This window comes from Brevibacterium sp. UCMA 11752, from assembly GCF_021532235.1.
Classification (GTDB): Bacteria; Actinomycetota; Actinomycetes; order Actinomycetales; family Brevibacteriaceae; genus Brevibacterium; species Brevibacterium antiquum.
In genome coordinates this window covers 3,796,568-3,821,187 of sequence record NZ_JACBOS010000003.1, presented here as the reverse complement: position 1 = coordinate 3,821,187, position 24,620 = coordinate 3,796,568, and the positions used below count along the sequence as shown (strand labels likewise).

General features: G+C 63.9%; 25 protein-coding genes and 1 riboswitch. Of the genes, 15 read left to right on the top strand and 10 right to left on the bottom strand.

Features of this window, described 5'->3' with window-relative positions; translation table 11 throughout:
- Window positions 1–36: 36 nt before the first annotated feature.
- Window positions 37–1,389: a DNA repair protein RadA gene (radA, locus tag HU144_RS17255; protein WP_143922047.1), complete on the bottom strand. Its 1,353-nt coding sequence runs from the start codon at window positions 1,387–1,389 to the stop codon at window positions 37–39.
- A gap of 75 nt (window positions 1,390–1,464) precedes the next feature.
- Window positions 1,465–2,232, bottom strand: coding sequence for a type I methionyl aminopeptidase (gene map, locus HU144_RS17250; RefSeq protein WP_198397700.1), 768 nt, complete (start codon window positions 2,230–2,232; stop codon window positions 1,465–1,467).
- Window positions 2,233–2,382: 150 nt separating this feature from the next.
- Here map and HU144_RS17245 point away from each other — a divergent pair, with 150 nt between their 5' ends.
- Window positions 2,383–2,622, top strand: coding sequence for a hypothetical protein (locus HU144_RS17245; protein ID WP_235352341.1), 240 nt, complete (start codon window positions 2,383–2,385; stop codon window positions 2,620–2,622).
- Here HU144_RS17245 and HU144_RS17240 read toward each other — a convergent pair whose 3' ends face one another.
- The 3 genes from HU144_RS17240 to HU144_RS17230 all read right to left on the bottom strand — a co-directional run bounded on the left by HU144_RS17240 (window position 2,623) and on the right by HU144_RS17230 (window position 5,840).
- Window positions 2,623–2,865: a PLD nuclease N-terminal domain-containing protein gene (locus HU144_RS17240; RefSeq protein WP_235352340.1), complete on the bottom strand. Its 243-nt coding sequence runs from the start codon at window positions 2,863–2,865 to the stop codon at window positions 2,623–2,625.
- 32 nt (window positions 2,866–2,897) lie between these two features.
- Window positions 2,898–4,436, bottom strand: coding sequence for an L-piperidine-6-carboxylate dehydrogenase (amaB, locus tag HU144_RS17235; RefSeq protein WP_235352339.1), 1,539 nt, complete (start codon window positions 4,434–4,436; stop codon window positions 2,898–2,900).
- Between the two features lie 84 nt (window positions 4,437–4,520).
- Window positions 4,521–5,840 carry an NAD(P)/FAD-dependent oxidoreductase gene (locus HU144_RS17230; RefSeq protein ID WP_328284308.1) on the bottom strand — a complete coding sequence of 440 codons (1,320 nt, stop codon included), beginning with the start codon at window positions 5,838–5,840 and terminating at the stop codon, window positions 4,521–4,523.
- A gap of 89 nt (window positions 5,841–5,929) precedes the next feature.
- Between HU144_RS17230 and HU144_RS17225 the strand changes: the two genes are divergently transcribed.
- The 5 genes from HU144_RS17225 to HU144_RS17205 all read left to right on the top strand — a co-directional run bounded on the left by HU144_RS17225 (window position 5,930) and on the right by HU144_RS17205 (window position 9,206).
- Window positions 5,930–6,820 carry a LysR family transcriptional regulator gene (locus HU144_RS17225; protein ID WP_235352338.1) on the top strand — a complete coding sequence of 297 codons (891 nt, stop codon included), beginning with the start codon at window positions 5,930–5,932 and terminating at the stop codon, window positions 6,818–6,820.
- Window positions 6,817–7,419: a class I SAM-dependent methyltransferase gene (locus HU144_RS17220; RefSeq protein ID WP_235352337.1), complete on the top strand. Its 603-nt coding sequence runs from the start codon at window positions 6,817–6,819 to the stop codon at window positions 7,417–7,419. The genes HU144_RS17225 and HU144_RS17220 overlap by 4 nt, the downstream gene beginning before the upstream one ends.
- A gap of 14 nt (window positions 7,420–7,433) precedes the next feature.
- On the top strand, window positions 7,434–8,201 hold the full coding sequence (locus HU144_RS17215; protein WP_235352336.1) for a class I SAM-dependent methyltransferase: 768 nt from the start codon (window positions 7,434–7,436) through the stop codon (window positions 8,199–8,201).
- 63 nt (window positions 8,202–8,264) lie between these two features.
- Complete coding sequence (locus HU144_RS17210) at window positions 8,265–8,585, top strand: putative quinol monooxygenase (RefSeq protein WP_235352335.1); 321 nt, start codon at window positions 8,265–8,267, stop codon at window positions 8,583–8,585.
- Between the two features lie 75 nt (window positions 8,586–8,660).
- A complete protein-coding gene (locus tag HU144_RS17205; RefSeq protein WP_235352334.1) occupies window positions 8,661–9,206 on the top strand; it encodes a hypothetical protein in 546 nt (181 codons plus the stop codon).
- A 23-nt stretch (window positions 9,207–9,229) separates the two neighbouring features.
- On the opposite strand, the gene HU144_RS17200 is transcribed toward HU144_RS17205, so the two are convergent.
- Genes HU144_RS17200 through HU144_RS17190 form a run of 3 tightly spaced genes read right to left on the bottom strand, consistent with a single transcriptional unit; the run spans window position 9,230 to window position 12,221 of the window.
- Window positions 9,230–10,060 carry an energy-coupling factor transporter transmembrane component T family protein gene (locus HU144_RS17200; RefSeq protein WP_235352333.1) on the bottom strand — a complete coding sequence of 277 codons (831 nt, stop codon included), beginning with the start codon at window positions 10,058–10,060 and terminating at the stop codon, window positions 9,230–9,232.
- Entirely contained in the window at window positions 10,057–11,592 is a 1,536-nt protein-coding gene (locus tag HU144_RS17195) for an ABC transporter ATP-binding protein (RefSeq protein WP_235352332.1), read from the bottom strand. Before HU144_RS17195 ends, HU144_RS17200 begins: the two co-directional genes overlap by 4 nt.
- Entirely contained in the window at window positions 11,592–12,221 is a 630-nt protein-coding gene (locus HU144_RS17190) for an ECF transporter S component (protein WP_235352331.1), read from the bottom strand. The genes HU144_RS17195 and HU144_RS17190 overlap by 1 nt, the downstream gene beginning before the upstream one ends.
- Before the next feature lie 23 nt (window positions 12,222–12,244).
- A riboswitch (TPP riboswitch) is annotated at window positions 12,245–12,353 on the bottom strand.
- 115 nt (window positions 12,354–12,468) lie between these two features.
- On the opposite strand from HU144_RS17190, the gene HU144_RS17185 reads away from it, so the two are divergent.
- Window positions 12,469–14,319, top strand: coding sequence for a fibronectin type III domain-containing protein (locus tag HU144_RS17185; RefSeq protein WP_235352330.1), 1,851 nt, complete (start codon window positions 12,469–12,471; stop codon window positions 14,317–14,319).
- A 58-nt stretch (window positions 14,320–14,377) separates the two neighbouring features.
- Here HU144_RS17185 and HU144_RS17180 read toward each other — a convergent pair whose 3' ends face one another.
- Together HU144_RS17180 and HU144_RS17175 are read right to left on the bottom strand one after the other, a co-directional pair.
- On the bottom strand, window positions 14,378–15,286 hold the full coding sequence (locus tag HU144_RS17180) for a universal stress protein (RefSeq protein ID WP_235352329.1): 909 nt from the start codon (window positions 15,284–15,286) through the stop codon (window positions 14,378–14,380).
- A 114-nt stretch (window positions 15,287–15,400) separates the two neighbouring features.
- A complete protein-coding gene (locus HU144_RS17175) occupies window positions 15,401–15,940 on the bottom strand; it encodes a DUF4916 domain-containing protein (protein ID WP_198397686.1) in 540 nt (179 codons plus the stop codon).
- A gap of 60 nt (window positions 15,941–16,000) precedes the next feature.
- Here HU144_RS17175 and HU144_RS17170 point away from each other — a divergent pair, with 60 nt between their 5' ends.
- The 8 genes from HU144_RS17170 to HU144_RS17135 all read left to right on the top strand — a co-directional run bounded on the left by HU144_RS17170 (window position 16,001) and on the right by HU144_RS17135 (window position 24,576).
- A complete protein-coding gene (locus HU144_RS17170; RefSeq protein WP_235352328.1) occupies window positions 16,001–16,303 on the top strand; it encodes a putative quinol monooxygenase in 303 nt (100 codons plus the stop codon).
- A 264-nt stretch (window positions 16,304–16,567) separates the two neighbouring features.
- Window positions 16,568–18,064: an MmgE/PrpD family protein gene (locus HU144_RS17165; RefSeq protein WP_235352327.1), complete on the top strand. Its 1,497-nt coding sequence runs from the start codon at window positions 16,568–16,570 to the stop codon at window positions 18,062–18,064.
- Window positions 18,064–18,969 (top strand): methylisocitrate lyase, encoded by a 906-nt coding sequence (gene prpB / locus HU144_RS17160; protein WP_235352326.1) that lies wholly within the window; start codon window positions 18,064–18,066, stop codon window positions 18,967–18,969. The genes HU144_RS17165 and prpB overlap by 1 nt, the downstream gene beginning before the upstream one ends.
- The gene (locus tag HU144_RS17155) at window positions 18,966–20,087 is read left to right on the top strand and encodes a bifunctional 2-methylcitrate synthase/citrate synthase (RefSeq protein WP_235352325.1); all 1,122 of its coding nucleotides are present in this window, start codon (window positions 18,966–18,968) and stop codon (window positions 20,085–20,087) included. The genes prpB and HU144_RS17155 overlap by 4 nt, the downstream gene beginning before the upstream one ends.
- Before the next feature lie 26 nt (window positions 20,088–20,113).
- Entirely contained in the window at window positions 20,114–20,965 is an 852-nt protein-coding gene (locus HU144_RS17150) for an enoyl-CoA hydratase/isomerase family protein (protein ID WP_235352324.1), read from the top strand.
- A gap of 20 nt (window positions 20,966–20,985) precedes the next feature.
- Entirely contained in the window at window positions 20,986–21,951 is a 966-nt protein-coding gene (locus tag HU144_RS17145; protein ID WP_235352323.1) for a Ppx/GppA phosphatase family protein, read from the top strand.
- A 143-nt stretch (window positions 21,952–22,094) separates the two neighbouring features.
- Window positions 22,095–23,816, top strand: coding sequence for a glycerol-3-phosphate dehydrogenase/oxidase (locus tag HU144_RS17140; RefSeq protein ID WP_235352322.1), 1,722 nt, complete (start codon window positions 22,095–22,097; stop codon window positions 23,814–23,816).
- 37 nt (window positions 23,817–23,853) lie between these two features.
- The gene (locus HU144_RS17135; RefSeq protein WP_235352321.1) at window positions 23,854–24,576 is read left to right on the top strand and encodes an MIP/aquaporin family protein; all 723 of its coding nucleotides are present in this window, start codon (window positions 23,854–23,856) and stop codon (window positions 24,574–24,576) included.
- Window positions 24,577–24,620 lie beyond the last annotated feature (44 nt).

The window sequence follows — 24,620 nt, the reverse complement described above, 5'->3', positions numbered from 1 at the left end:
AGGATGCGCCATTTTCATGCAGATGTCCCGGAATTTTTACCGATTGCCTCCCAAAAGTAACTCGACAGCCTCCGAAACGTGTTCACATTCCTTGACGCGCATCCCCTGGGGGGTGGAGACGTTGCGCAGCGCACCGTGGGCGACGATCGCATGGGTGATGCCCAGGCGTGACGCCTCATTGAGCCTCTGCCCGAGGTTGGGTACATTGCGAATCTCGCCCGAGAGGCTGATCTCACCGATAGCCACGAATTTTGCGGCAAGCGACTTTCCGATCGCGGCCGAGGCCAGTGAGAGGCAGATCGCCAGGTCGCTGGCCGGTTCTGCCAATTTCGCGCCCCCGACAGTTGCGGTGAAGACATCGGACTTGGCCAGACTGATGTTTCCGATCTTCTGGCTGAGCACGGCGAGCATCATCGCCACACGGGAGGAGTCCACGCCGGAGACAGACCGGCGGGACTGTCCGCCGGCGGACTCGGTGATCAGTGATTGAACTTCGACGAGGAGCGGACGTTTGCCTTCCTGCGTCACGGTCAGACAGGTCCCTGGAGGATTGCTGCCGCTGCGGGAGAGGAAGAGGCCAGACGGGTCCTCGAGGCTCTTGATGCCGTTCTCCTCCATGTCGAAGCAGCCAACATCGTCGGTCGGTCCGAACCTGTTCTTCACGGCTCGCAGAAGACGCAGTCGGGAGTGACGTTCCCCTTCGAAGTTGCACACCACATCGACAAGGTGTTCGAGAAGTCGGGGGCCGGCGATCGTGCCGTCCTTCGTGATGTGGCCGACGAGCACAGTCGGCAGAGACCTGGCCTTCGCCTCGCGGATCAGGGCCGCGGCCACTTCTCTGACCTGGGTGACCCCGCCTGGGACCCCGTCGATCTCGGAGGAGGCGAGCGTCTGGATGGAGTCGACGATGAGCATTTCGGGCTCCTCTGCCTCGATCATGCCCAGGACCGCGCCGAGGTCGGTCTCCGCAGCCAGCAGCAGGGAGTCCTCGAGGGCGTTGATGCGCTCGGCCCGCAGCCGCACCTGCCCAGCCGATTCCTCACCGGTGACGTAGAGAACCTTGGCCCCGAATTTAGCAACGCGCGACGCGACATCGAGCAGCAGCGTCGACTTGCCGACACCGGGCTCGCCAGAAAGGAGAACGACGGCGCCGGGGACGATCCCGCCTCCGAGGACACGGTCGAATTCGCTGACGTAGGTGGTCTTCGCCTGGGCCAGTGTGGAGTCGATCTGGTTGATCGACTTCGCACCGCTGGACTTCTTGACCTTCGTCTTGACCGAGGACTTGCCGGCGCCCTTCTCCTCGAGCGTGCCCCAGGCCTGGCATTCGGGGCAGCGGCCCAGCCACTTGACGGTCGAATAGCCGCATTCGGTGCAGGTGAAAGACATAGGACAATTCTGGCACGCCCTACTGACACGGAGGGGGTGCAGACGCAGAGATCACTGCCGGGCCACAGGAGCCGATCAGTCCAGCGCGGTGAGGATCCTGGGCCCATCCTCGGTGATGGCGATCGTGTTCTCCGAATGCGCGCCGTTCGATCCGTCGGCCAAGCGCAGGGTCCATCCGTCCTTGTCCACGGAGAGCTTCTTCGAGGTGAATGACCACCATGGTTCGATCGCCAGTGTGAGACCGGGCTTGAGCACCAGGCCGCGTCCGCCCTTCCCGCGGTTGGCCACGTGCGGATCCTCATGCATCGTGTGGCCCAGCCCGTGACCGCCGAAGTCGAGGTTGACCGGAATGCGCTGCTCATCGGCGACATCGCCGATGGCCTTCGATATATCGCCGAGGCGGCTGCCCGGCTGGGCGGCGGAGATGCCGGCTTCGAGTCCTGACCAGGTTGAGTCGATGAGGCGCTGATCTTCTTCGCTGCCGTTCCCGACGATGACGGACCGTGCTGCATCGGCGACCCAGCCGTCGATGGACACGGCGAAGTCCAAGGTCAGAAGGTCGCCGTCCTTCATCACGTATTCGTGGGGCTTGCCGTGGAGGACCCCGTCATTGACCGAGAGGCAGATGACGTTTCGGAAGGGGCCCTCACCGAATGATGGTGCATAGTCCCAATAGCAGGAGACAGCGCCGGCCTCTTCGATGAGTTTCCTGGCGCGCTTCTCCAGATGCATGATGTTCATGCCCGGTTCTGCGATCGAAGACAATTCGGCCAGTGTCTTCGCGACGAATCGGCCGGTGACCGCCATCTTGTCGATCTCGGCGGGTGTCTTCAACTCAATCACAGGTGTTCTCCTTCAGTATGCACGGGCTCAATCGCAACTTTAGTCGTTCCGGTCCCTCCCGTCGCGGTCGCACCTGCTTTCCGTGATCAAGCAGACAGTTGCGAGTGAGTTCCATTGCAAGGAATCATGCTGGCAGGTAGGTTCCGAACCATGCGGAACATCATCATGGCATTCATCCTGGGGACGGCATTTACGAACTCGTTGCTCTCGGGCGTGGAATCAGTCAACGATGGAGGGGTGAGCTGGGTCTTCCTACTGATCGTCTTCCCGCTCGCCGCGCTGGCAGGGCTCGTGGCCCTGCTCCTCGAGCACAGAAAGAAGCGGGCGCCGGCTGAAAGCCGACGCCCGGATTCTCCTAATACTGATCAGCAGCCAGAACAACCTCGCTGACTATTGCGCCAACTCATCGGAATGTTTGCGCTGCGCCAAACTTCTGCGGCGATAGTCGAGCCAGACGAGCGATCCGAGAATCGGTAAGGCGATGATGAATACTGCCCACGCCAGCTTGGTGGGCGCATCGACTTTCGACTGAGCCAGCGACACCAATGACCAAATTGCCAGACCGATGACGACGAGGAGGACCGCGGTCCAGGCGAAGTCGTACCAAGCGGGGAGCAGCGGAGTCTCAGACATTTCAGCAGACTATCTCATCTGACAAGTGACCTTCAGAGGAACTCCACACCCTGGGCCAGCGGGAGCTCACCCGAATAGTTGACGGTGTTCGTGGCCTGCCGCATGTAGGCCTTCCACGAGTCGGTGCCGGATTCGCGGCCGCCGCCGGTCTCCTTCTCGCCACCGAAGGCCCCGCCGATCTCCGCACCGGAGGTGCCGATATTGACGTTGGCGATGCCGCAGTCGGATCGGGACAGGAATTTCTCCGACTCGGCCAGCTCCGAGGTGAAGATCGCCGATGACAGACCCTGTGGCACTCCGTTGTGGATGTCGAGCGCCTCGTCGAGATCGTTGTAGGTCACGACGTAGAGGATCGGGGCGAAGGTCTCCGACTCCATCACCGAGGTCTGGGCAGGCATCCGCACGACCGCCGGCTCCACATAGTGTGCGTCGGGTCGATCACCGTCGAGGACGCGCCCACCGCCGGTCAGGACGGTGCCGCCTTCCGACTCGGCCTGTTTCAGGGCCGCCTGCATCGCCTCGAATGAGCCCTCATTGATGAGCGGTCCCACCAGCACTCCGTCCTCGGTGGGAGACCCGATGCTCAAGGTCTTATAGGCGGCGACGATCTTGTTTACGAAGTCATCGGCGATGGATTCGTGGACGATGAGGCGGCGCAGCGTGGTGCAGCGCTGTCCCGCGGTTCCTGCGGCAGCGAAGACGACACCGCGCAGCGCCAGGTCGATGTCGGCACTCGGGGCCACGATCGCACCATTGTTGCCGCCGAGCTCCAACAGGAGGCGACCGAAGCGCTCGGCCACGACGGGTCCGACCTCGCGGCCCATGCGCACCGACCCGGTGGCCGAGACGAGGGCCACGCGCTCATCGCGGACCATGGCATCGCCGATGTCCCTGCCGCCGACGAGGACAGGGACGAGCCCCTCCGGTGCACCCACCTCAGCGGCGGCGCGGGCCAGAAGGGACTGGGCGCCAAGGGCTGCGAGCACGGCGTTCTCCGAGGGCTTCCACACCACGGCATCGCCGGCGACCAGGGCCAGCGCAGTGTTCCAGGAGTAGACGGCCACAGGGAAGTTGAAGGCCGAGATGACGCCGACGACGCCGAGCGGATGCCAGGTCTCCATCAGCCTGTGTCCGGGGCGTTCGCTGGGCATGGTCTTGCCCCACAGCTGCCTGGACTGGCCCAGGGCGTACTCGCAGATGTCGATCATCTCCTGCACCTCACCGGCGGCCTCGGACGGGGTTTTGCCGGCCTCGACAGTGATGATCTTTGCGAGATCCTCCTTGTGCTCGCCCAGCAGTTGCCCCCAGCGCTGAACCAATTGGCCGCGCACTGGTGCGGGAACGTCACGCCAGGCAGCGAACGCCTCGGCGGCTGCGCCAATCTTGTCTGCAACGGACTCCTTGGTGTCCGCAGCCAGCGTGCCCAGGCTCTGGCCGGTGATGGGGGAGCGGGCAGGCAGGTTCGCCGGGGCTCCAGGTCCGGCGTTGAGCACGGCCGCCTCGACTCCGCAGGCCTTAAGTCCGGAGGTGAGGAGATCGGTGATGGTCTGGTCGGTGGGCAATGCAGTCATTGCTGTCCTTTCGCTGGTGCATCTGGTGAGCGGGAATCTGATGATGTGGTTGAGTCACGGTCGATTGCAGTGGGGGAGGGGTCGTCAGACGATGTTGAGCTCCTTGCGCAGGCCAGAGGTGGCGAAGCGTCGTTTGTCCAAGCCGGAGACGTCGACGAAGGGCTGATGCCCGGTCATGAGGTCGGCGACGACCTCTCCGACTGCCGGGCCCATGAGGAACCCGTGGCCGGAGAATCCGCAGGCGTAGAAGAAGCCTGCGAGTTCCTCGGCCTCACCGATGAGCGCATTGTGATCGGGCGTCATCTCGTAGAGTCCCGCCCAGCCGCGCTTGACTTCGACATCGCCCAAGGCCGGAGCCCGAGATTCGATGAGCTCTGCCAGGGTGGGCAGCCAGTCGGGATTGCGCTTGTCATCGAATTCCCACACGTCCGTCTCGTCCGGGCATCCGAAGAGCAGGCCCGGACCCTCCGGATGGACGTAGAAGCTCGTGGAGAAGTCGATGGTGAAGGGCAACCGCGACAGTTCGATGCCCAGCTGCGTTTCATCCACGGGTTCGCTGACCATGATCTCGCGGCGCAGGGGCCTGACCGGCAGATCGACTCCGGCTGCCTCGCCGATGAGACCGGACCAGGCGCCGGCGGCACAGACGACCTGTGCACATTCGATCCTGCCCTTGCTGGTCGTCACCGCGCTGACTCTGCGGCCGCTGTTCGAACCGTCGCTGCCCACCGAACCGGCATCGCCGGCGGTTTCGAACCCGGTCACCTCGCACTTCTTGAGCACCTGCACACCCAGGTTCCGTGCGGCATTCACGTACCCGGACACCACGGCCTCAGGGGTGCAATGACCGTCTCCGGGATTGAAGGCACCGGCCACGAGTCCCTCTGTGTCGATGTACGGGGCCAGATCAGCCGCCTCGGCGACGGTGAGCATCCGGGAATTCAGACCCATCCGCTGCTGGAGTTCGACGTTGGCGGTGAAGGTCTCGGCATCCTCGGCGGAATCGAGGAGGAAGAGGTACCCATTGCTCACCAGATCGATGTCGACGCCGAACTCGCTCTCGAAGCTGCGCAGCACTTCGAGGCTGCGTGTGGACAGGGCGATGTTGACCTCATCGGAGAATTGGCTGCGCACCCCGCCGGCGGCCTTTGACGTCGACCCCGAACCGGGGACGTCGCGTTCGACGAGGACGATGTCCTTCACGCCGTGTTTGGCCAGGTGATAGGCGATGGATGCTCCCATGACCCCGGCACCGATGATGACCACCTCGGCGCTCGTCGGGGCCGTGCCTGTCGGTGATGTGCTCTCCAACTTCAACCTCACTGTCTTCTGCTGCGAACGCCCTTCCTTGGCCGTCGCGGCAACGGGGAGCGCCGACGTCGATGTCGGCGTATTGCGGCTCACTGCCCATTGTGGTTCCAGTCACGTTTAAGGACAAGAGCGAGTTCATGAAAACTGTTTTTAGCAAACCTGAAAACAGCTAGGCTGTGGCCATGGCATGGACTCTGGGACAGCTGCGCACCTTCGTCACGGTGGCCGAACTCGGGTCGATGACCCGAGCCGCGGAACAGTTGGGCTACAGCATCGGGGCGGTCTCGCAGCACATGAGCGCCCTGCGCCGCGCGGTCGGTTCCGAGCTGTTCCTTCGTCGAGGCAGGGGGATGGTCCTCGCCGAAGCCGGCCGAACGCTGCTTCCGCGCGCCCGAAGCATCCTCGCCGCCCAGAAGCAGGCAGAGATGGCGATGCTGGGCAGGGACTTCCGCAGCGAGGCCATCGTCACGCTCGGCGTCTTCGGTTCGGCATCGACGAGGGCATTGCCGGCCATTGTGCGCCTCCTGGGCCAACAGCACCCGCACATCGAGGTTCGGGCCCGGGAGATCAATGTCGAGACTATGTCGGCGGCCGTCATCGACGGAGCCATCGACTTAGGCATCGGGATCAACTATCCGGCCGTGCCCCTGCCGCCGATGCGGGGTCTGAGCTGGACGACGGTGGCCAGTGAGGACTTCGGCATCGTCGTGCCCGCGGGCGCACGGGGTCCCACACAGCAGGCCTTGGCCGAGGCCGATTGGATCCTGCCCCCGGCCGAAGAGCTCTTCGGCCGAGCGATGCGACTGGCCACCTCGGCGCTGGGGATCGCTGCGAAGGAGACCCACATCGTCACCGACACCGCCGTCGCGCTCGCCCTGGCAGGCACGGGACTCGGGCTGACCCTGGCGACGCCGATCATGATGTCCCTGGGCGGGCCCGACGTCGACCTCCATCCCATCGCCGAGGCGGGCGGCAGGGAGATCATCGTTCTGACCTCCCCGGACCCGGCAGATCCGGTCGCTGCCGTCGCCGAGGTGGTGGCCGAGGTCTTTCGTCCTAGGATGGGGCCATGAGCTTCGATCATCAGTGGAACCGCATCCGTGAGACCAATCCCGACCACTCCGCGAACTATGCGCAGCGGTGGCGCACTCTCGCCGCCTCCGGCCACGACATCGGGGGAGAGGCGAGGTTCGTCAATGCGATGGCACCGCGTGGGGCGCGTATCCTCGACGCCGGCTGCGGCACCGGTCGTGCTGGTGGCCTGCTCTTAGGCGAAGGGCACAGCGTCTACGGCGTCGACCTCGATGAGTTCCTCATCTCAGTCGCCGAGGAGGACTTCCCGAGCGGTGAATGGCACACCGGCGACTTGGCCGAATTCGACTTCGCAGATGCGGGCATCAACGACATCGACGTGGCGTTCTGTGCCGGCAATGTCCTGTCCTTCCTCGATCCCGCCTCGCGTCGCCAGACCCTGGGCAACATCAGATCGACGCTGAAGTCCGGTGGACGCTTCGTCGCCGGATTCGGGGCCGGCCGCGGCTACGACTTTGCAGACTTCATCGACGATGTGAAGTCGACCGGGATGCTCGTCAACCTCAAGCTGTCCACGTGGGAACTCCACCCCTTCGAACCCGACAGCGATTTCCTCGTGCTCATCGCCGAACGTGTGTGAGCGCGGGCTCTGAAGTGAGCAATCGCGCCTATGAGGACGAGTTTCTCGCCGCCATCTATGATGATGACAATCCGGATGGGCCAGATCACGACTACTTTCGTGAACTCGCACGAGACCTGTCGGCCGCCTGCATCACAGATCTGGGATGCGGCACAGGGATGCTGACAGCAACCCTGGCAGCACCTGATCGCGTCGTCGTCGGCATCGATCCTGCCGCAGCGATGCTCGAAATCGCTTCGAAACGGCCCGGTGGGGACATGGTTGAATGGCGCCTGGGAACATCGGAACTGATTGAGACGAAATCAAGCGACCTGATAGTGTTGAGCGGCAACGTCGCGATGCACATCCTCGGTTATGAGTGGAAGTCGACGCTGCAAGACATCACCCGAGGACTCCGCGAGGACGGAATCGTGGCCTTCGAAGCTCGCAATCCAGATGCTGAAGCCTGGCGGAACTGGAACACGCATGCCGAGACCCGGCAGACCGCAGTGGGGCGTCTGCGCGAAACGACGGCCACCTCGGCGCCGGACGAGCTGGGCATCATCACCATGGACAGCGTCAACGAATTCCTTGATGCCGATGAGGTGATCAAGGTCAGTCAGCGATTGCAGTTCCGGACGTTCGACACTTTGCGTGACGATCTAGGTGCAGCCGGTCTGTCCGTGCGCAATGTCTGGCGGGACTGGGATCGTACTCCGTTCACGGGATCTGTCGACGAACCGCTGATGATCGTTGAAGCGGTGAGCGCAGACGTGGCTCTTGGAGCGCAGGCCGAAACATGATTGGCTGGTGGCGTCGGGCCGACACGGTCCGACGGAATTCGCACAAACACAGGAGCGGTCAGCATGATTTTCATCGTTGTGAAGTACGACGTGAAGCCCGAGAGCGTCGATGAGTTCCCCGAGGCGGTGCGCACCTTCACCGAGGCAGTGCGACAGGAGCCCGGCAACCTGTGGTTCGAATGGTCCAAGAGCCTGGAGAAGGACAACGAGTTCGTCCTCATCGAAGCATTCACCGACGAAGGGGCAGAACCCCACGTCAAAAGTGACCACTTCGCTGCCGGCCTCGAGGCTATGCGTCCGCACCTGGCGTCGACGCCGAAGATCATCTCCCGCAAGATCGACGGCGAAGGCTGGGACGAGATGGGCGAACTGCAGATCGGCTGAGGCCTCTCTGCAGCGCTGAGCATTATCGGCCCGCTGAGCATTCACGGCTGGGCGATAGTTGCCTAGACTTCACTCATGGTGACCAAGGCGATGAATGTGGCGGCAATCGAGAAGGCTCTCGGCGAATCCTGGGCGGATACCAAGGCCCGCCTCGAATCGGCCGGGGGAGCGTCGGCGAGTCACAAGGAACTCGCCGACGCCCTCTACCCGCAGTTCGACGGAGTCGTCGAGAAGCACGGCTGGTGGGTCCAAGGCGCGGTCGTGGCCTATGAGCAGGAGATCGGCCGACGGGTGCCCGGCCAACGGGCCGACGGCACCTTCGATGTGGCGGTCTCACGCACCGTGACCGGTCAGCGTGATGATGTCATCACCCGATTCGCGTTCCTCATTAATGAGGGAACGCTGGCGGGCCTGGCCCTCGACGGGGAGGCGCGCACGTCGAAGACGGAGAAGCGCTCCTTCTGGCGGGCGAACCTCGAGGACGGAACCAAGTTCGAGGCAGCCGCCGAACCGAAGGACGAGAACAGGACACTCCTCGTCCTCACAGTCTCCAAACTCCCCAGCGCCGAGAGACTCGAAGAATGGCGAGCCGATCTCAAGAACCTTCTCCGGCAGCTCTGACGTCTTGCCGACGGTGTGCGCGCTCAGCCGCCGACGATCGGATTCCAGGTTCCGAGTATGTGTGCGGCCACGATGGCAAGAGTACACACTGCCAGAGACACCACCACCGCCAGACGGTCACCGGAGCCGAAGGTCGACTCCCGACGCCAGGTCCGCCCCGGACGACCGAACGCCCGGCCCTCCATAGCCATCGCCAAGGTGGTGCCGCGACGGATCGACTGCACCAACAGCACGAAGATGCCGGCGAACAGACTGCGCGTGCGCCGGATGATCGAACCGCCGGCAATGCCCCTGGCCCGTCTGGCCATCGCCAGGGTCTGCCACTCACTGACGAGGAGACCGAGCAGTCTGCTGGCCGCCAGCACCGAGACGACAACCACCTCGGGCAGCCGCAGCCGCTGGACGAGCGCATCCGCCAAGTCACGGGGATCGATGGTGGAGGCGAGCACGATGAGCGGAATCGCCAGCGCCAGGGCTCGCAGGAAGATCGCCGCCGCAGCCTCCAGCGAATCAGTTGTCATCAGGATCGGACCGACGTCGACGACCACCGCACCTGTCTTCTCCGCCAAGATCGCTGTGCCCCACGCGGCCAACAGTGCACCGAGAGGCAGGAACCACAACCGCAGGAGCGCCGCCCGCAGGTCGAGTCCCGTCGCCGGCAGCGCAAGCAGGCAGAACCCGAGGACGATTCCTGCTGAGACCATGTCGATGCTCAGCAGCGTCCCGACCATGAGGATGAGCGCCACAGCGATCTTCGTCAGCGGATTGCACCTGACCAGCGCCGTCCTGCGCACAAGGGGGATGAGCTGGCCCGGATCGTGAACTGCGGCCGGTGACGGTGTTGGTGCACTCAAAACTCTCGCCCCTCCTGGATGTCTCCAGCTCCGGTCTTCTCCGCTGTGGGCTGCTTGGCACCGCCGAGGACGACGCGTCTGGCACCGATCGCGTCGAGGAAGGCATGGTCGTGACTGATGGCGACCACCGTTGATCCGCGTGCGAGGACATCGAGGAACTGCTCGACCAGCCCTGCCCAGGTCAGGGCGTCCTGACCGAAGGTCGGCTCGTCGACGATGAGGACCTGCGGTCGGGGAGCCATCATGGCCGCTACCGACAGGCGCCGCTTCTCACCTCCCGAAAGCCCCTGCGGATGCGCCTCGGCGAGAGTCTCAAGGCCAAGCGCCTGCAGCAGCTCGACGACACGCTCCTCAACCTGGCCCGCTGACCATCCGGACAGACGCGGACCCAGCGCCAGCTCTAAGGCGACGCTGGAGCGCAGAAACTGATGCTCCGGCTCCTGGAACACCATCCCGATGCGAGGAGCCAGAAATGCTGAGGGCCAGCGGAAGGGCCGGTCATGTTTAGCCCCAGCCCGCAGAGAGCCCAGCGCGGCGACTTCTCCACCGAACTCGGGAATGAGGCCGGCCAAGGTCAGGGCCAGCGTCGACTTGCCGGCCCCGTTGGCGCCGACGATACCCACGGCCTCACCAGCCCGAATGGACAGATCGAGACCGGTCGCGGCCGGAGCCTTCACCCTCGGTCGAGCAACGCTGAGCTGCTCGGTCTGGAGGACGACCTCTCCGGTAGCCACAGCAGCAGCTCTTGATACGGACTCCACCGGATTCCGATCGTCTCCTGCCAAGGATTCTGTCGTTCCCGGCACCCAGACTCCACACTCGAGAAGCACCTCGGCGAGTTCGGGATCACCGAAGACCGAACTCGGTGTGCCCTGCGCGAGCAGCCCATCTGGGCCGAGGACGATCACGGTGTCCACATGATCGAGCCACAGTTCGACCCGGTGTTCGACGATGATCATCGTCGCCGAGGTGGCCGCCTGGGTATCGAGGACAGCATCACGGACGGAGGCGGCCGAGTCCGGATCGATATTCGCCGTCGGCTCGTCGAGGATGATCACCTGTGGTGCCATCGCGTGGACTCCCGCCAGTGCCAGCCGCTGTTTCTGACCTCCTGACAGTGCCGCGGTGGGATGGTCATGGGGGAGGTCGAGACCCATCGTCTGCAGCGAGGCGGAGACGCGGGCATCGATGATCTCCGCAGGCAGTCCCAGGTTCTCCATCCCGAAGGCGACGTCGTCGCCGACGCGGGAGAAGATCACCTGCGAATCGGGATCTTGCAGGACCAGCCCGGTCTCACCTCGGCGAGGATCGGGTGGCAGGTCACCGATGAGCAGCTCGCCGGCGGCTTCGCCGGATTCGGCGGGGAGGACCCCGGCGATCGCATGCAGCAGGGTGGTCTTGCCAGCCCCGGATGGGCCCAGAAGAAGCACCTTCTCACCTGCGTCGATGTGCAGGTCGAGGGGGACGAACGCAGGCTGCTCGCGATCGGCGTGGCGCCACGAGTACCGGCGGGCAGTGATTGGCAGGGCCATCAGCGCAGGCGACCGGAGGCGAAGGAACTCAGCGCCCCGGTCTTCGCGATCGCGCGGTAGGCGAACCAGGCGCCGATGCCGGAGATGACGACGCCGGAGATGACGGCGCACACCGTGTAGGCGGCTTGGAAGCCGAACTGCCATTCGGCGTTGTACATGATGTTCTCGCTCACGGACATGAACGCGGCGGCCAGGAGGCCGGCCAGGCTCGTGACCCACAGGTTGAACTTGCGATAGCCGAAGGCTGCGAAGATGAGTTCGGCGCCGAGGCCCTGGACCAGCCCGGACAGCAGGACGGTAGCGCCGAAGTGGGAGCCCAGCACGGCCTCGACGATGGCGGCGATCATCTCGCACAGCAGTGCGGCACCGGGCTTGCGGATGATGGCCCCGGCCAACGGCCCGGCGAGGACCCAGAGCCCGGCGATGAGGCCGATCGAGGGAGGGAAAGCCTGGAACCCGAGTTCGAGGACCTTCCAGCTCAGGGCCAGGACCCAGAAGATGAGTCCGACGCTGATCCCGAGCACAGCGGTGACGACATAGTCGACGACCCGCCACTGCTTCGTCGTCGGTGCGTGGGAATGGTTTCGCGCGGTCTTCGAAGTGGATTCAGGCGCGGCTGTTTCTGGCATTGTGCCTCCTCATATCAAGGAGGGGTAGAAGAGTCTCGACTTCCTTCGGCGGTGCTAGCCGCATCAGGTTCGAGGGTCTGCAGCTTCATCTGCACTCTCAGCGCCCCTATTGGCGCTCCCCTGTCGTGTAGGGCCAACTGTACAACAGTTCACGGCAGTGCCCCGTGGCGAAAAGTTCACCTGCCGTTGACTCGGCGGCCGCCCGTCGGGGTCGAGGCTTTCATTACCGGCGGGTAGGAATGATCGGGTGAAAACACAACATCATCTGATCAGGCCACTGGGCTTCCTGTCCGCACTGACGCTGCTGGCCGTGCTCGTCTCGGCACCGATTCCGGCACATGCCCAGGAACAGCTGCTCAGCAGCGATCCCACCGCGAAGAGCCAGGAACGGACATCCGCGATCACCGATCCCGTCCTCCAAGTCGGAGCCGACGAGCGAACGCGCAACCTGTCGTGGATGAGTGAGAGCTCCGGCGGGGGAGAGGTCCGCTGGGCCAAGGCTTCCGAACTTGAGGGTTCGGCGCTTCCCGCCGATGCGAAGCGCGCCACGACGACGAAGTCCGGGCTCTCAACTGATCTCAAACGCCACTACAACCATGCGATTATGACCGGGCTGGAGCCGGACACCGAATACGTCTACCAGGTCGGAAGCGAGGATGACGGCTTCTCACCGGTGGCGCAGTTCGATACGGGGACAGCGGGCGGGGGCAGCGAGTTCCTTGTCTTCGGCGACCCGCAGATCGGTGCCGGTGGTGGCAACCCCGACGATGCGACCGGCTGGAACAGGACGCTCACCTCGGCGCTGGGGACAGCGCAGGATCCGCGGTTGGTCTACTCTCTGGGCGATCAGGTGAACTCCGCCAATGACCAGGGCCAGTACGAGGAGTACTTGGCACCTGAGGCGATGACAACTGTTCCGCAGGCGACGACGATCGGCAACCATGATGTCGCATCGAAATCGTATGAGCAGCATTTCAATCGGCCCAACGTCAGTCAGGACCACGGTGAAGGTGGAGCCATCACCTCCGGCGGGGACTACTGGTTCATCGATTCCGGGGTTCTGTTCATCAACATCAATTCGAACAGTCATGACACCGACGAGCACGCCGAATTCATCGACGAAGTCGTCAAGGCCCACGGCGACGAGGCCCGGTGGAAGGTCCTCGGTTTCCACCACTCGATCTATTCGACCGCGACGCATAACAGCGACCTTGATGTGAAGAAGCTGCGTGAGGCGATTCCACCGGTTGCTGCACGCAACGACATCGACCTCGTGGTGTCCGGTCACGACCACATCTACAACCGGACGTTCCTCATGGACTCCGAGGGCAAGAAGGTCGAAGATTCCGATGCCGGCTTCGAGCAGGAAAAAGACGAAGGGCAGACGATGTACCTGACGCTGACCTCATCCTCGGGTTCGAAGTACTACGACTACGTTCCGGGGTTGGAATGGGAGGCCAAGAGCGTGCACAACGACACCCCGGCCTTCACCCGAGTGCGGGTGAGTGACGAAGCTCTGCAGGCAACGACCTATGAGGTCCCAGAAGGCGGTGCACAGGAGCCGGAAGCGCAGGCAGCGTCCGAGAAGATCGACGATGTCGAGATCACCCGCGCCGGAAATGACGCTCCAGAGCCGGGAGCCGACGTGGAAGCAGATGCGAACGCGGAAGCCGACGGTGCGGACGCTGGCGGCGGCGCGGACAGCGTGGATGCGGCCACCAGCTCAGACGGGACTGAAGCTGACTCGGGCTCGGACACCGCCGAAGCCGACGGTACGACCGAGACTGACGGCACAAACGAGTCTGACGGCACAAACGAGTCTGACGGCACAAACGAGTCTGACGGCACAAACGAGACGGACGGCACAAACGAGGCCGACGGCACGACTGCCGGCGTGGAAGCCGGTGCGCAGGAGAATGCCACCTCTGCTGCGGCCAGCTCGGGTGCCACCTCGGCGAACGTAGGTGCAGATGCGGACGCCGGCGATCTCCCGCGCACCGGCACTCAGCTCGGTGTGCCGATCATTGTCGGTGCCACCGCAATCATCATCGGCGCGGTGCTGCTGTTCATGTCAAGGCGCCGACGCAGTCTGCGCTGACGCTACCGGCGCGGTCTGCGCTGACGCTGCCTGCGCGGTCTGCGCTGACGCCGCCGGCTCAGCTCGGGACGACCATGATCGGACCGTCCGCGCGGTGGAGGACTCCACGGGATACGGAGCCCAGAAGCGCACTTCGGACTGCTCCGCGTCCGCGGGTGCCGAGGACAGTCAGCTGTGCGGTCTTTGCGGCTTCGACGAGAACCTCGGTCGGGTCTCCGATGGGCACCTCGGCATCGACCTGCAGATCGGGGAACTGCTGAGCCACTGCCGCGACCTCGGCCTCGAGCGCTGCCTCGAGCTGCTTCTTCCTCCGAACGGAGACCTCGGCGCTCAGCTCCAGTTCGGGGTACCAGTAGAGCCATTCCTCGCCGGCTGGGAGGACGGAGATGATGTCGAGGGCGGCGCTTCGGGAGCTGGCCACCTCGGCGGCGGTGAACATCGCCAGACGTCCGGCATCCGAGCCGTCGACGGCGACGACCACCGGGGCATCATCCGTCTCCGTTCGGTGGCCCGGGACCACGATGGTCGGGCAGTGGGAGTGGGCAGGCAGTGCTGTGGAAACCGAGCCGAGAATTCGGCCCATGAATCCGCCGCGGCCTCTCGCGCCCACCACCACTGTCCGTGCGTGTGCGCTCAGATCTTTCAGCACCCCGGCCGCGTCTCCCCGATCGGCGCGGTAGGAGACCTTGCCTACGTGGTCTCGCAGGAGTCCGGCCGCTTCACCGAGGAGTTTCTCGACCGCTCGGAGTGAGGCCTGCTCCTCGTTCTCCTCCGGCATTGATGCGATGTTCGGATAGATCATCGCAGGAACGGTATAAGCGGCGACGACGGTGAGAGCGGCGCTGCGGCGAGTGGCCTCGGCTGCCGCGTACTCGAGGGCGCGCGCGGCGAGTTCGGAGCCGTCGTAACCGACGAGGATTCCGAGGTTCATCGATGCTTGGTCGGCGGTGTGGTTCTCGGCAGTCATGGCAGACCTCCCGTGGGGGCCGACTGTACCCGGACGAGGACGATGGCCCCGTCATCAGAACCGTCCTCGTGGACTCAGTCTACCAAGGGACCTCTACGGAGTGTAGAAAAATTGTCAGATCGCGAAGCCCATATGCGCCAGTGCGTAGCGGAGGATGTGCTCCTGACCGTGGCACATCTCGCCGACGATGTCAGAGCGCAGCGTTTCCTCCGGCGTCAGCCAGTCGAGGCTCAGTGCATCCGCGCGAGGAGTGCACTCGCCTCGGACTTCGAGGATGAAGCACATTGAGATCGCATGCTGGCGAGGGTCGTGGAGGAGCGAGGAGCCTTCGGTGGGGAAGTATTCGGCGATGTGGAACGGTGCGATCGCAGGCGGAATGACCGGCAGTGCCATCGGTCCGAGGTCATTCTCTGCATGGCGCATCAGCGCTGTGCGGATGCTCTCGTGGAAGCGGATCCGCCCGCCGACGACCTCTCGGCCCAGTGTTCCGTCGTCCAGGCTGCGCAGCAGGAGACCGATCCTCTCGACGTCTCCCGATTCGCCCACCCGCACAGGAATCGCATTGACATAGGGGATGGGCAGTCGCCGTCGCAGCTGAGCGAACTCGGCATCGTCGAACCAGTTATCGTCGAAGTCCAGAGCAGTGCGCGTCATGGCTCAATTGTGGCACATCGGCACGTGATGCAGTTCACTCCCGCTGGTATCCTTGAGAACATGGTCTTCGCGAATGTCGGCACCCTCGGGACACTGCCCGGACAGCGCGACGTCCTGGTTGCTCTCCTCACCCGTCGCAACGACTACCTCAAGCGGATCGGCTGCCTGAGCTATGAAGTCGGAGTCAGTGATGATCATCCCGACACCATCTTCGTCATCGAACTCTGGGAGAGCGAGCATGCACACCGAGAGTCCCTGCAGCTGTCGGAAGTCCAGGCCTCGATCGCAGAAGCCCGCCCCATGCTCTCCGGTGAATTCGGCGGTTACCGCTTCGACATCGCAGGGTCACCCCTGCGCGACTGAGCCTCGCATCTCGTGGATGGCTCCTCACTTCTGCACGGCTTTCTCATATCGCGGCTGCGCGGCTCTCCCGGACCGCGGCCGTGCCAGCGAATCTTGCCGGATCGGCATTGCGAGACCGGGTGGTGGGAACTCGGTGCGGTCGGGTAAAGTATCTTGATGTCGAGATAAAATTCTGACCAGACCGTGACAGTGACGTGACGTAGCCTACAGTTGTGTCAGCCACTGGAAGACCTGAACGGTCAAGGACGTTTGAAGGGGTTAACCATGATCGATCATGAAGTCCGCACGCACAAGAGCTCAGAGAACCTGGCTCGCGAAGACCAACTCGCCTGGAAGATCGCCGAGGTCGCCTCAGACCCGACTCCGGTGGACTCAGAGGTCACCGAAATGGTGATCAACCGCGTCATCGACAACGCCTCGGTGGCCGCAGCCTCGGTGCGCCGTTCGGCCCCGCTGCACGCCCGTGAACAGGCACAGACCCACCCATACTCACCCGGAGCCACCGTCTTCGGTCTGCCCCTGGGCGAGCACTTCTCCCCGGAATGGGCTGCCTGGGCCAACGGAGTCGCGGTTCGTGAACTCGACTTCCATGACACCTTCCTCGCCGCCGAATACTCACACCCCGGCGACAACATCCCACCAGTCCTTGCAGTCGCCCAGCACAAGGGCATCAGCGGCAAGGACCTCATCAACGGCATCGCCACCGGTTACGAGATCCAGGTCGACCTGGTCAAGGGAATGTGCCTGCACGAGCACAAGATCGACCACGTCGCCCACCTCGGCCCATCCGCAGCAGCCGGCATCGGCGCAATGCTCGGCCTCGACACCGAAATCACCTTCCAGGCGATCCAGCAGGCCCTGCACGTGACCACCGCGACACGTCAGTCCCGCAAGGGCGAGATCTCCTCGTGGAAGGCACACGCTCCTGCATTCGCCGGCAAGATGGCCGTCGAGTCCGTCGACCGTGCCATGCGCGGTGAGGGTGCGCCCAACCCGATCTATGAAGGTGAAGACGGCTTCATCGCCTGGATCCTCTCGGGCCCCGAGGCTCGTTACACCATTCCTCTGCCGGGTGCAGGTGAGGCCAAGCGCGCGATCCTCGACACCTACACCAAGGAGCACTCGGCCGAGTACCAGGCCCAGGCGCTCATCGACCTCGCCCGCAAGCTCGGTGGCGAGATCGAAGACCTGACGAAGATCAAGCGCATCGTCATCCACACCTCGCACCACACGCACAACGTCATCGGCACCGGCGCGAACGATCCGCAGAAGATGGATCCCAAGGCCAGCCGCGAGACCCTCGACCACTCGATCATGTACATCTTCGCCGTGGCCATGGAGGATCAGGGCTGGCACCACGAGCACTCCTACGCTCCCGAGCGTGCCGGACGTCCTGAGACCGTCAAGCTGTGGCACAAGATCGAGACCACCGAGGACAAGGAATGGACTCGCCGCTACCACTCGACCGATCCCAATGAGAAGGCCTTCGGCGGCCGCGTTGAGATCGAATTCGAGGACGGAACGACCCTGGTCGACGAGATCGCAGTGGCCGACGCGCACCCCTTCGGTGCCCGTCCCTTCGCCCGCGCGAACTACATCGAGAAGTTCAAGACCCTGTCCGAGGGCATCCTCACCGGTGCCGAGCAGACTCGCTTCATCGACCTGGCCGAGAACCTCGAGAACCTCGACGCGAAGGGTGTCGCCGAACTCAGCTTCACCGTCGACGGACTCGAGCACACCGGCTCGAAGGGCATCTTCTGATGTTGGGGGCAACCGCAACGCCGGCCGAGCGCCGCGCAAAGTTCCGCGAACTCCTCGCCGGTGACCAGATCGTCCAGTTCCCCGGCGCCATCAATCCGATCAACGCTCAGATCATCGAGCAGACCGGATTCGAGGGCGTCTACATCTCCGGTGGCGCCTTCTCCGCCGCCATGGGCCTGCCGGATATCGGACTCACCACCCTCACCGAGGTGGCCGATCACGGACGTAACATCGCCCGGGTGACGAACCTGCCGACCTTCATCGACGCCGACACCGGCTGGGGCGAAGCCATGAACGTGGCGCGCACCATCCAGGAATTCGAAGACGCAGGAATCTCGGGGATGCACCTCGAAGATCAGGTGAATCCGAAGCGCTGCGGCCACCTCGACGGCAAAGAGGTTGTCACCGCCGCTGAAATGAGCAAACGCATCGCCGCCGCTGTCAAGGGCCGTCGGGATGAGAACTTCGTCATCAGCGCCCGCACCGACTCCCGTGCAGGCGAAGGCCTCGACGCGGCGATCGATCGTGCGAAGGCCTACGTCGACGCCGGAGCGGACCTGATCTTCCCCGAAGCCATGCGCGACCTGAGCGAGTTCGAGAAATTCGCCAGCAGCGTGGATGTTCCGATTTTGGCGAACATGACAGAATTCGGAAAGAGCGAACTGTTCACGACCGAGCAGTTGGCGAACGTCGGAGTCAAAGTCGTGATCTACCCGGTCACAACTCTGCGTCTCGCCATGGGTGCGATCAAATCGGGCCTGCAGACCATTCGAGATCAGGGCACCCAGGTGGACCTGCTCGAGGGAATGCAGACCCGTGCGGACCTCTACGACACGATCGACTACGCTGCGTACAACGATTTTGACGCAGCCGTATTCAACTTTTCACAGGAGGGTCACCAGTGACCGAAGAAATCAAGAAGGGCCTCGCCGGCGTCGTCGTCGACACCACGGCCGTTTCGAAGGTAGTCCAGGAAACGAACTCGCTCACCTACCGCGGGTATCCCGTGCAGGAACTCGCTGCACAGCGCAACTTCGAGGACGTCGCCTACCTGATCTGGAACGGTGAACTGCCGACGAAGGCTCAGCTCGACGAGTTCAAGGCCCGCGAGCGCTCACAGCGCACCGTCGATGACAAGCTGATCCAGCTCATCCTCGACCTGCCCAAGGACTGCCACCCGATGCACGTGGTGCAGACGGCCGTGTCCTACCTCGGCGCCGTCGATCCTGACGCAGACGTCGAAGGCGAAGAGGCCAACCTGGCTAAGGCCGAGCGTCTCTACGCCCAGCTGCCGACGATCGTGGCCATCGACCACCGTCGCCGCCATGGCCTCGACCCGGTCGCTCCGACCGAGGACCTCGACTACGCCGCGAACTTCTTCAAGATGGTCTTCGATGAGGTTCCCGACGAGGCGGTCGTGCGCTGCTTCGACATCTCGATGATCCTCTACGCGGAGCACTCGTTCAACGCGTCGACGTTCACCACCCGCGTCATCACCTCGACGACGGCCGACCTGTACTCGGCAGTCGCCGGTGGCATCGGCGCCCTCAAAGGCCCCCTGCACGGCGGTGCCAATGAGGCCGTCATGGCGATGCTCGAAGAGGTCGGCACCGCCGACAAGGCATCGGCGTGGATCGACGACGCCCTGGCGAAGAAGGCCAAGATCATGGGCTTCGGACACCGTGTCTACAAGAACGGCGACTCGCGCGTTCCGACCATGCGCAAGGCCTTCGAGAACATGGTTGCGGCGAAGGGCGCAACCGATCTCCTCGATCTCTACAACGCCTTCGAAGAGGACTTCGTCTCACGCAAGGGCATCTACCCGAACCTCGACTACCCATCAGGTCCCGCGTACCACCTGATGGGCTTCGATACCGATCAGTTCACCCCGATCTTCGTCATGGCCCGCATCACCGGCTGGACCGCTCACATCATGGAACAGCAGGCCAACAACGCTCTGATCCGTCCGCTGAGCGCCTACGACGGTCACGAGCAGCGCGAGGTCCCCGAAAACCGGGGCTGAAGCGCCACAGCTGAAAGGCGATAAACATGACCGTTGACGGCACATACCGTCCGGTCGATCTCGAGGGTTTCGACTTCACCGTCACAGGTGGAGTCGGAACCCTCGTCATTGATCGGCCCGAAAAACGCAACGCCATCTCCCGTCCGATGTGGCGGGCCCTGCCGGAGATCATCGCCGGCATCGACGCCGATGACTCGATCGGGGCACTGGTGATCACGGGCGCGGCCGGGCACTTCTCCGCCGGGTCCGACATTGCGGACCTCAACGTCGCCCTCGCCGACTTCTGGGAACTCAATTCGACCGCCGAGGCGGCTGTGGCCAATGCCCGTACCACGACGATCGCGGCCATCACCGGCAACTGCGTGGGCGGGGGCACCGAGATCGCGGCCGCCTGCGACATCCGCATCTCGGCCCCCGGCTCGATCTTCGGCGTCACGGCTGCGAAGCTCGGCCTCGTCTACCCACCGGGTCCAACCCGCCGCCTGGCCACCGTGCTCGGTGACTCCTGGGCCAGGTATCTGCTGGTCACTGCCTCGATCGTCAAGTTCGACCAGATGCGTGAGCTCGGCTTCTTCCACGAGGTCTCCGAGGCTCCGCTGGAGTCGGCACAGGCGATGGGGGAGAAGATCGTCGGACTCTCGCGTCTGTCGCAGATCGGCTCGAAGGCAGTCCTCGCCGGAGACCTCATGGAGACCGCCGGCACTCCGGATGCAGACACCGCGTTCAACCCACCACAGTGGCTCGACGAGGCCTACCAGGATGAGATCGCCCGCGGACAGGAGGCGTTCTTCGCGAAGCGCCCGCCCGAGTTCGGCTTCCGGGGCACGGACTGGGCCGAGGGGTCGATACCTAGGAGCTCGGCACCGGAAAAGCCGTAAACAGTGGTTAAACTGATCGAATGCGCCTAGCAGTCCTCGATATCGGGTCCAACAGCGTCCACCTCCTCGTGGTCGACGCTCACGTCGGAGCCCCTCCCTTGCCTGCCACCTCCCACAAAGAGATCCTGCGCCTCGCCGAGTACTTAGGCGATGACGGGATGATCGATGCCGCAGGTCAGGAACGACTGCACAACTTCATCGCCGAGGCGGTGGAGATCGCCGAAGACCAAGGATCGGAACAGATCCTGGCGTTCGCCACCTCGGCGGTCAGAGATGCCCCGAACGGTACCGAGCTCATCGATGCCATCAATGCTCAACTCGGCGTGACCCTCAACGTGATGTCCGGCAAGGACGAAGCACGGGTGACTTTTCTCGCAGTCAGGCGCTGGTTCGGCTGGTCGGCGGGCAAGATCCTGCTGCTCGACATCGGCGGCGGCTCCCTTGAAATCGCGGCCGGTCAGGACGAATACCCGGAAGCGGCCGTGTCAGTGCCCTTGGGCGCTGGTCGCACCTATTCCGATTTCCTCCCTGATCCACTGCCCAGTGCCGATGACATCCACAGCCTGCAGAAATATGCGCGGTCCCAGATCGGTCGCATCGCCGGCAAGATCAACCGAGTCGGCACCGCCGATCAGGTGGTCGGGTCATCGAAGACCTTCCGTTCGCTGGCTCGGATCGCCGGCGCGGCGCCCAGCGGCGACGGCATCTACGCGCCACGCAAACTCTTCCGCCGTGACCTCGCCGGAATCATCGAAACACTGTCCTCCCGGACCCCCGAAGAGCGCGCGACGCTGCCCGGAGTCTCCCAGGCTCGGGCCGGACAGATCCTCGCGGGCGCCATCGTCGCCGACGCGGCCTTCGCCATCTTCGACGTCAACGTCATGAGCATCTCCCCATGGGCACTGCGGGAAGGGATCATCATGCGCAAACTCGACCTGCTCGATTCCGCGGAGACCTCCTCGGCGATGCGGGTGGAACTGGTCTGAGGGGTTACGCTTCTGGTCGTTATGTTTCCCTTCTGCGCATTGCCTGTTAGATTTTTCCTAACTGCCGCACACGACCCGAACCCACAGTTCGGGGCGTGATAATGGTGGGAACACACACGCTCGGAGAAGGAAAAGAACTGTCAATGCGAAATGGCGAGCTGTCCCCATCGTTCCGCGATGAAGCCCTGCACACCCTCGAGAACACCACTCCCGACAATCCGCTGGACGTCTTCGTCGTCGGCGGCGGCGTCACCGGAGCCGGCTCTGCATTCGATGCCGCCACCCGCGGACTGAAGGTCGGGGTCGTCGATGCCAAGGACTGGGCCTCGGGCACGTCGTCGCGGTCCTCGAAGCTCATGCACGGTGGACTGCGCTACCTCGAGATGCTCGACTTCAAGCTCGTGGCCGAGGCGCTGAAGGAACGCGACCTCCTCCTCCAGCACACGGCGCCCCACCTGGTTGAGCCCGTCGCCTTCGTCTTCCCCTTCGAACATCGCCTCATCGACCGGGCATTCATCGGATCCGGCGTTCTGCTCTACGACACCATGGCCACCCGCCCCGGTCGCAAACGCGCTCTGCCCCTGCATCGGCATCTGGGCAAGAAGGCACTGACCTCGCATTTCCCCGGCCTGGCCGATGATGCCGCTGTCGGTGCCCTCGAATACTACGATGCGAAGGTCGACGACGCCCGCTTCGTCATGACGCTCATCCGCTCAGCTGTGGGCTACGGCGCCGCCGCGGCCAACCATGTCTCCGTCATCGACTACCTCCACGACGGAGAACGAGTCTCCGGCGTCCGAGCCCGCGATGAGATGACCGGACGCGAGTTCGACATCCACGCCCGCCGCACAATCCTCGCCGGGGGAGTCTGGACCGAGGAGCAGCAGGACCTGGCCAAGGCCGACGCAGGCCTCCAGGTGCTCGCGTCCAAGGGCGTGCACATTACCGTCGACCAGGACAAGATCAGGGCCGACCCAGACACCGGCATCATCTCGAAGACGGAGAAGTCCGTGCTCTTCGTGATCCCGTGGGAGGGCTACTGGGTCATCGGCACCACGGACACCCCGTGGGACCAGGACGTCGACTCTCCGGTGGCCAACTCCGACGACATCGACTATCTGCTCAAGCACGCGAACGCGATCCTGACCGAGAAGCTCACCCGCAACGACGTCATCGGCGTCTACTCCGGACTCCGACCTCTGCTTCAGCCCGTGGTCAAGGAGGGCCAGGCCTCGACGAAGGTATCGCGCGAGCACACGGTGATGGAGATCGAACCCGCACTCGCCGCGATCGCCGGCGGAAAGTTCACGACCTACCGGGTGATGGCCGAGGACGCCGTCGACTTCGTCCTCGGCGACGATGCGAAGGATCGGCGCTCACTGACCGAATCGGTCCCGCTGCTCGGCGCCCAAGGCGTCGGCGCAGTGAGACGAGGTCAGGCAGGCATCGCCGAGAAGTACGGCTGGGACGAGGACCGGGTGAAGAGACTCATCCGCCGCTACGGCACCCTGCTTGAGGACATCCTCGACCTCGTCGACGAGGACCCCGAACTCGGGCGCCCACTCCCTGGCGCGCAGCGCTACCTGCGCGCAGAGGCCCACTATGCGGCGACCTCGGAAGGTGCCGTCCACCTCGGCGATATCCTCGAGCGCCGAATGCGCCTCAACTATGAGGTCAGGGACCGAGGCAAGAGCGCCGCCGAGGCGGTCGCCGCCATCGTGGCGCCTATCCTGAGTTGGGACGATGAGCGGGAAGCGAAGGAGATCGCCGACTTCAATGCTCACGTCGACGCACAGATCGCCGCCGAATCCACCCACGACGATGTGTCCGCTGCGGCACTCGTCGAGGAGACACTGAAACCGTAAATCCGCTAAGCAGGACAAACATAGGAGTTTGTGAAATATGGGTACTATCTTCCTCTATGAGATCGGCGGAACGGCGATGCTCATGCTGCTCGGCGTCGGTGTCGTCGCCAATGTGGTTTTGGGCAAGACCAAAGGCAACGGGGGAGGCTGGCTCCTCATCTCGTTCGGATGGGGCCTGGCAGTCTTCGCCGGTGTCTTCGTCGCCTTCAAGACCGGAGCGCACCTCAACCCGGCAGTGACCTTCGGCATCATGTCGAGCGGAGCTGCGGAATACGCGGACGGCATTCCGGTCAACTTCGTCAACACCGTCGCCTACCTTGCGGCCGAGATGATCGGTGCCATGATCGGTGCGGTCCTCGCCTGGGCCGTGTACAAGAAGCACTACGACGAGGAGAAGGACGCCGGCAACATCCTCGGCACCTTCTCGACCGGTCCTGAGATCCGCAGCTACGGCTGGAACTTCGTCACCGAGGTCATCGCCACATTCGTCCTCGTGTTCGTCATCCTGCTCTTCGGCGGAACCCCGGACAAGCTGGGACCACTGGCCGTCGGTCTCCTCGTCGTCGCCATCGGCGCCTCCTTGGGCGGTCCCACGGGCTACGCGATCAACCCGGCCCGTGACCTCGGACCCCGCATCGTCCACGCCCTGCTGCCGATCCCGAACAAGGGCAAATCGGACTGGGCGTACTCGTGGGTGCCGATCGCAGGACCACTTGTCGGCGCCATCATCGCCGGACTGCTCTCCCGGGCCTTCGTCTGAGACAGCGAACCGCCGTCTGAGACAGCGAACCGCCGTCTGAGCCG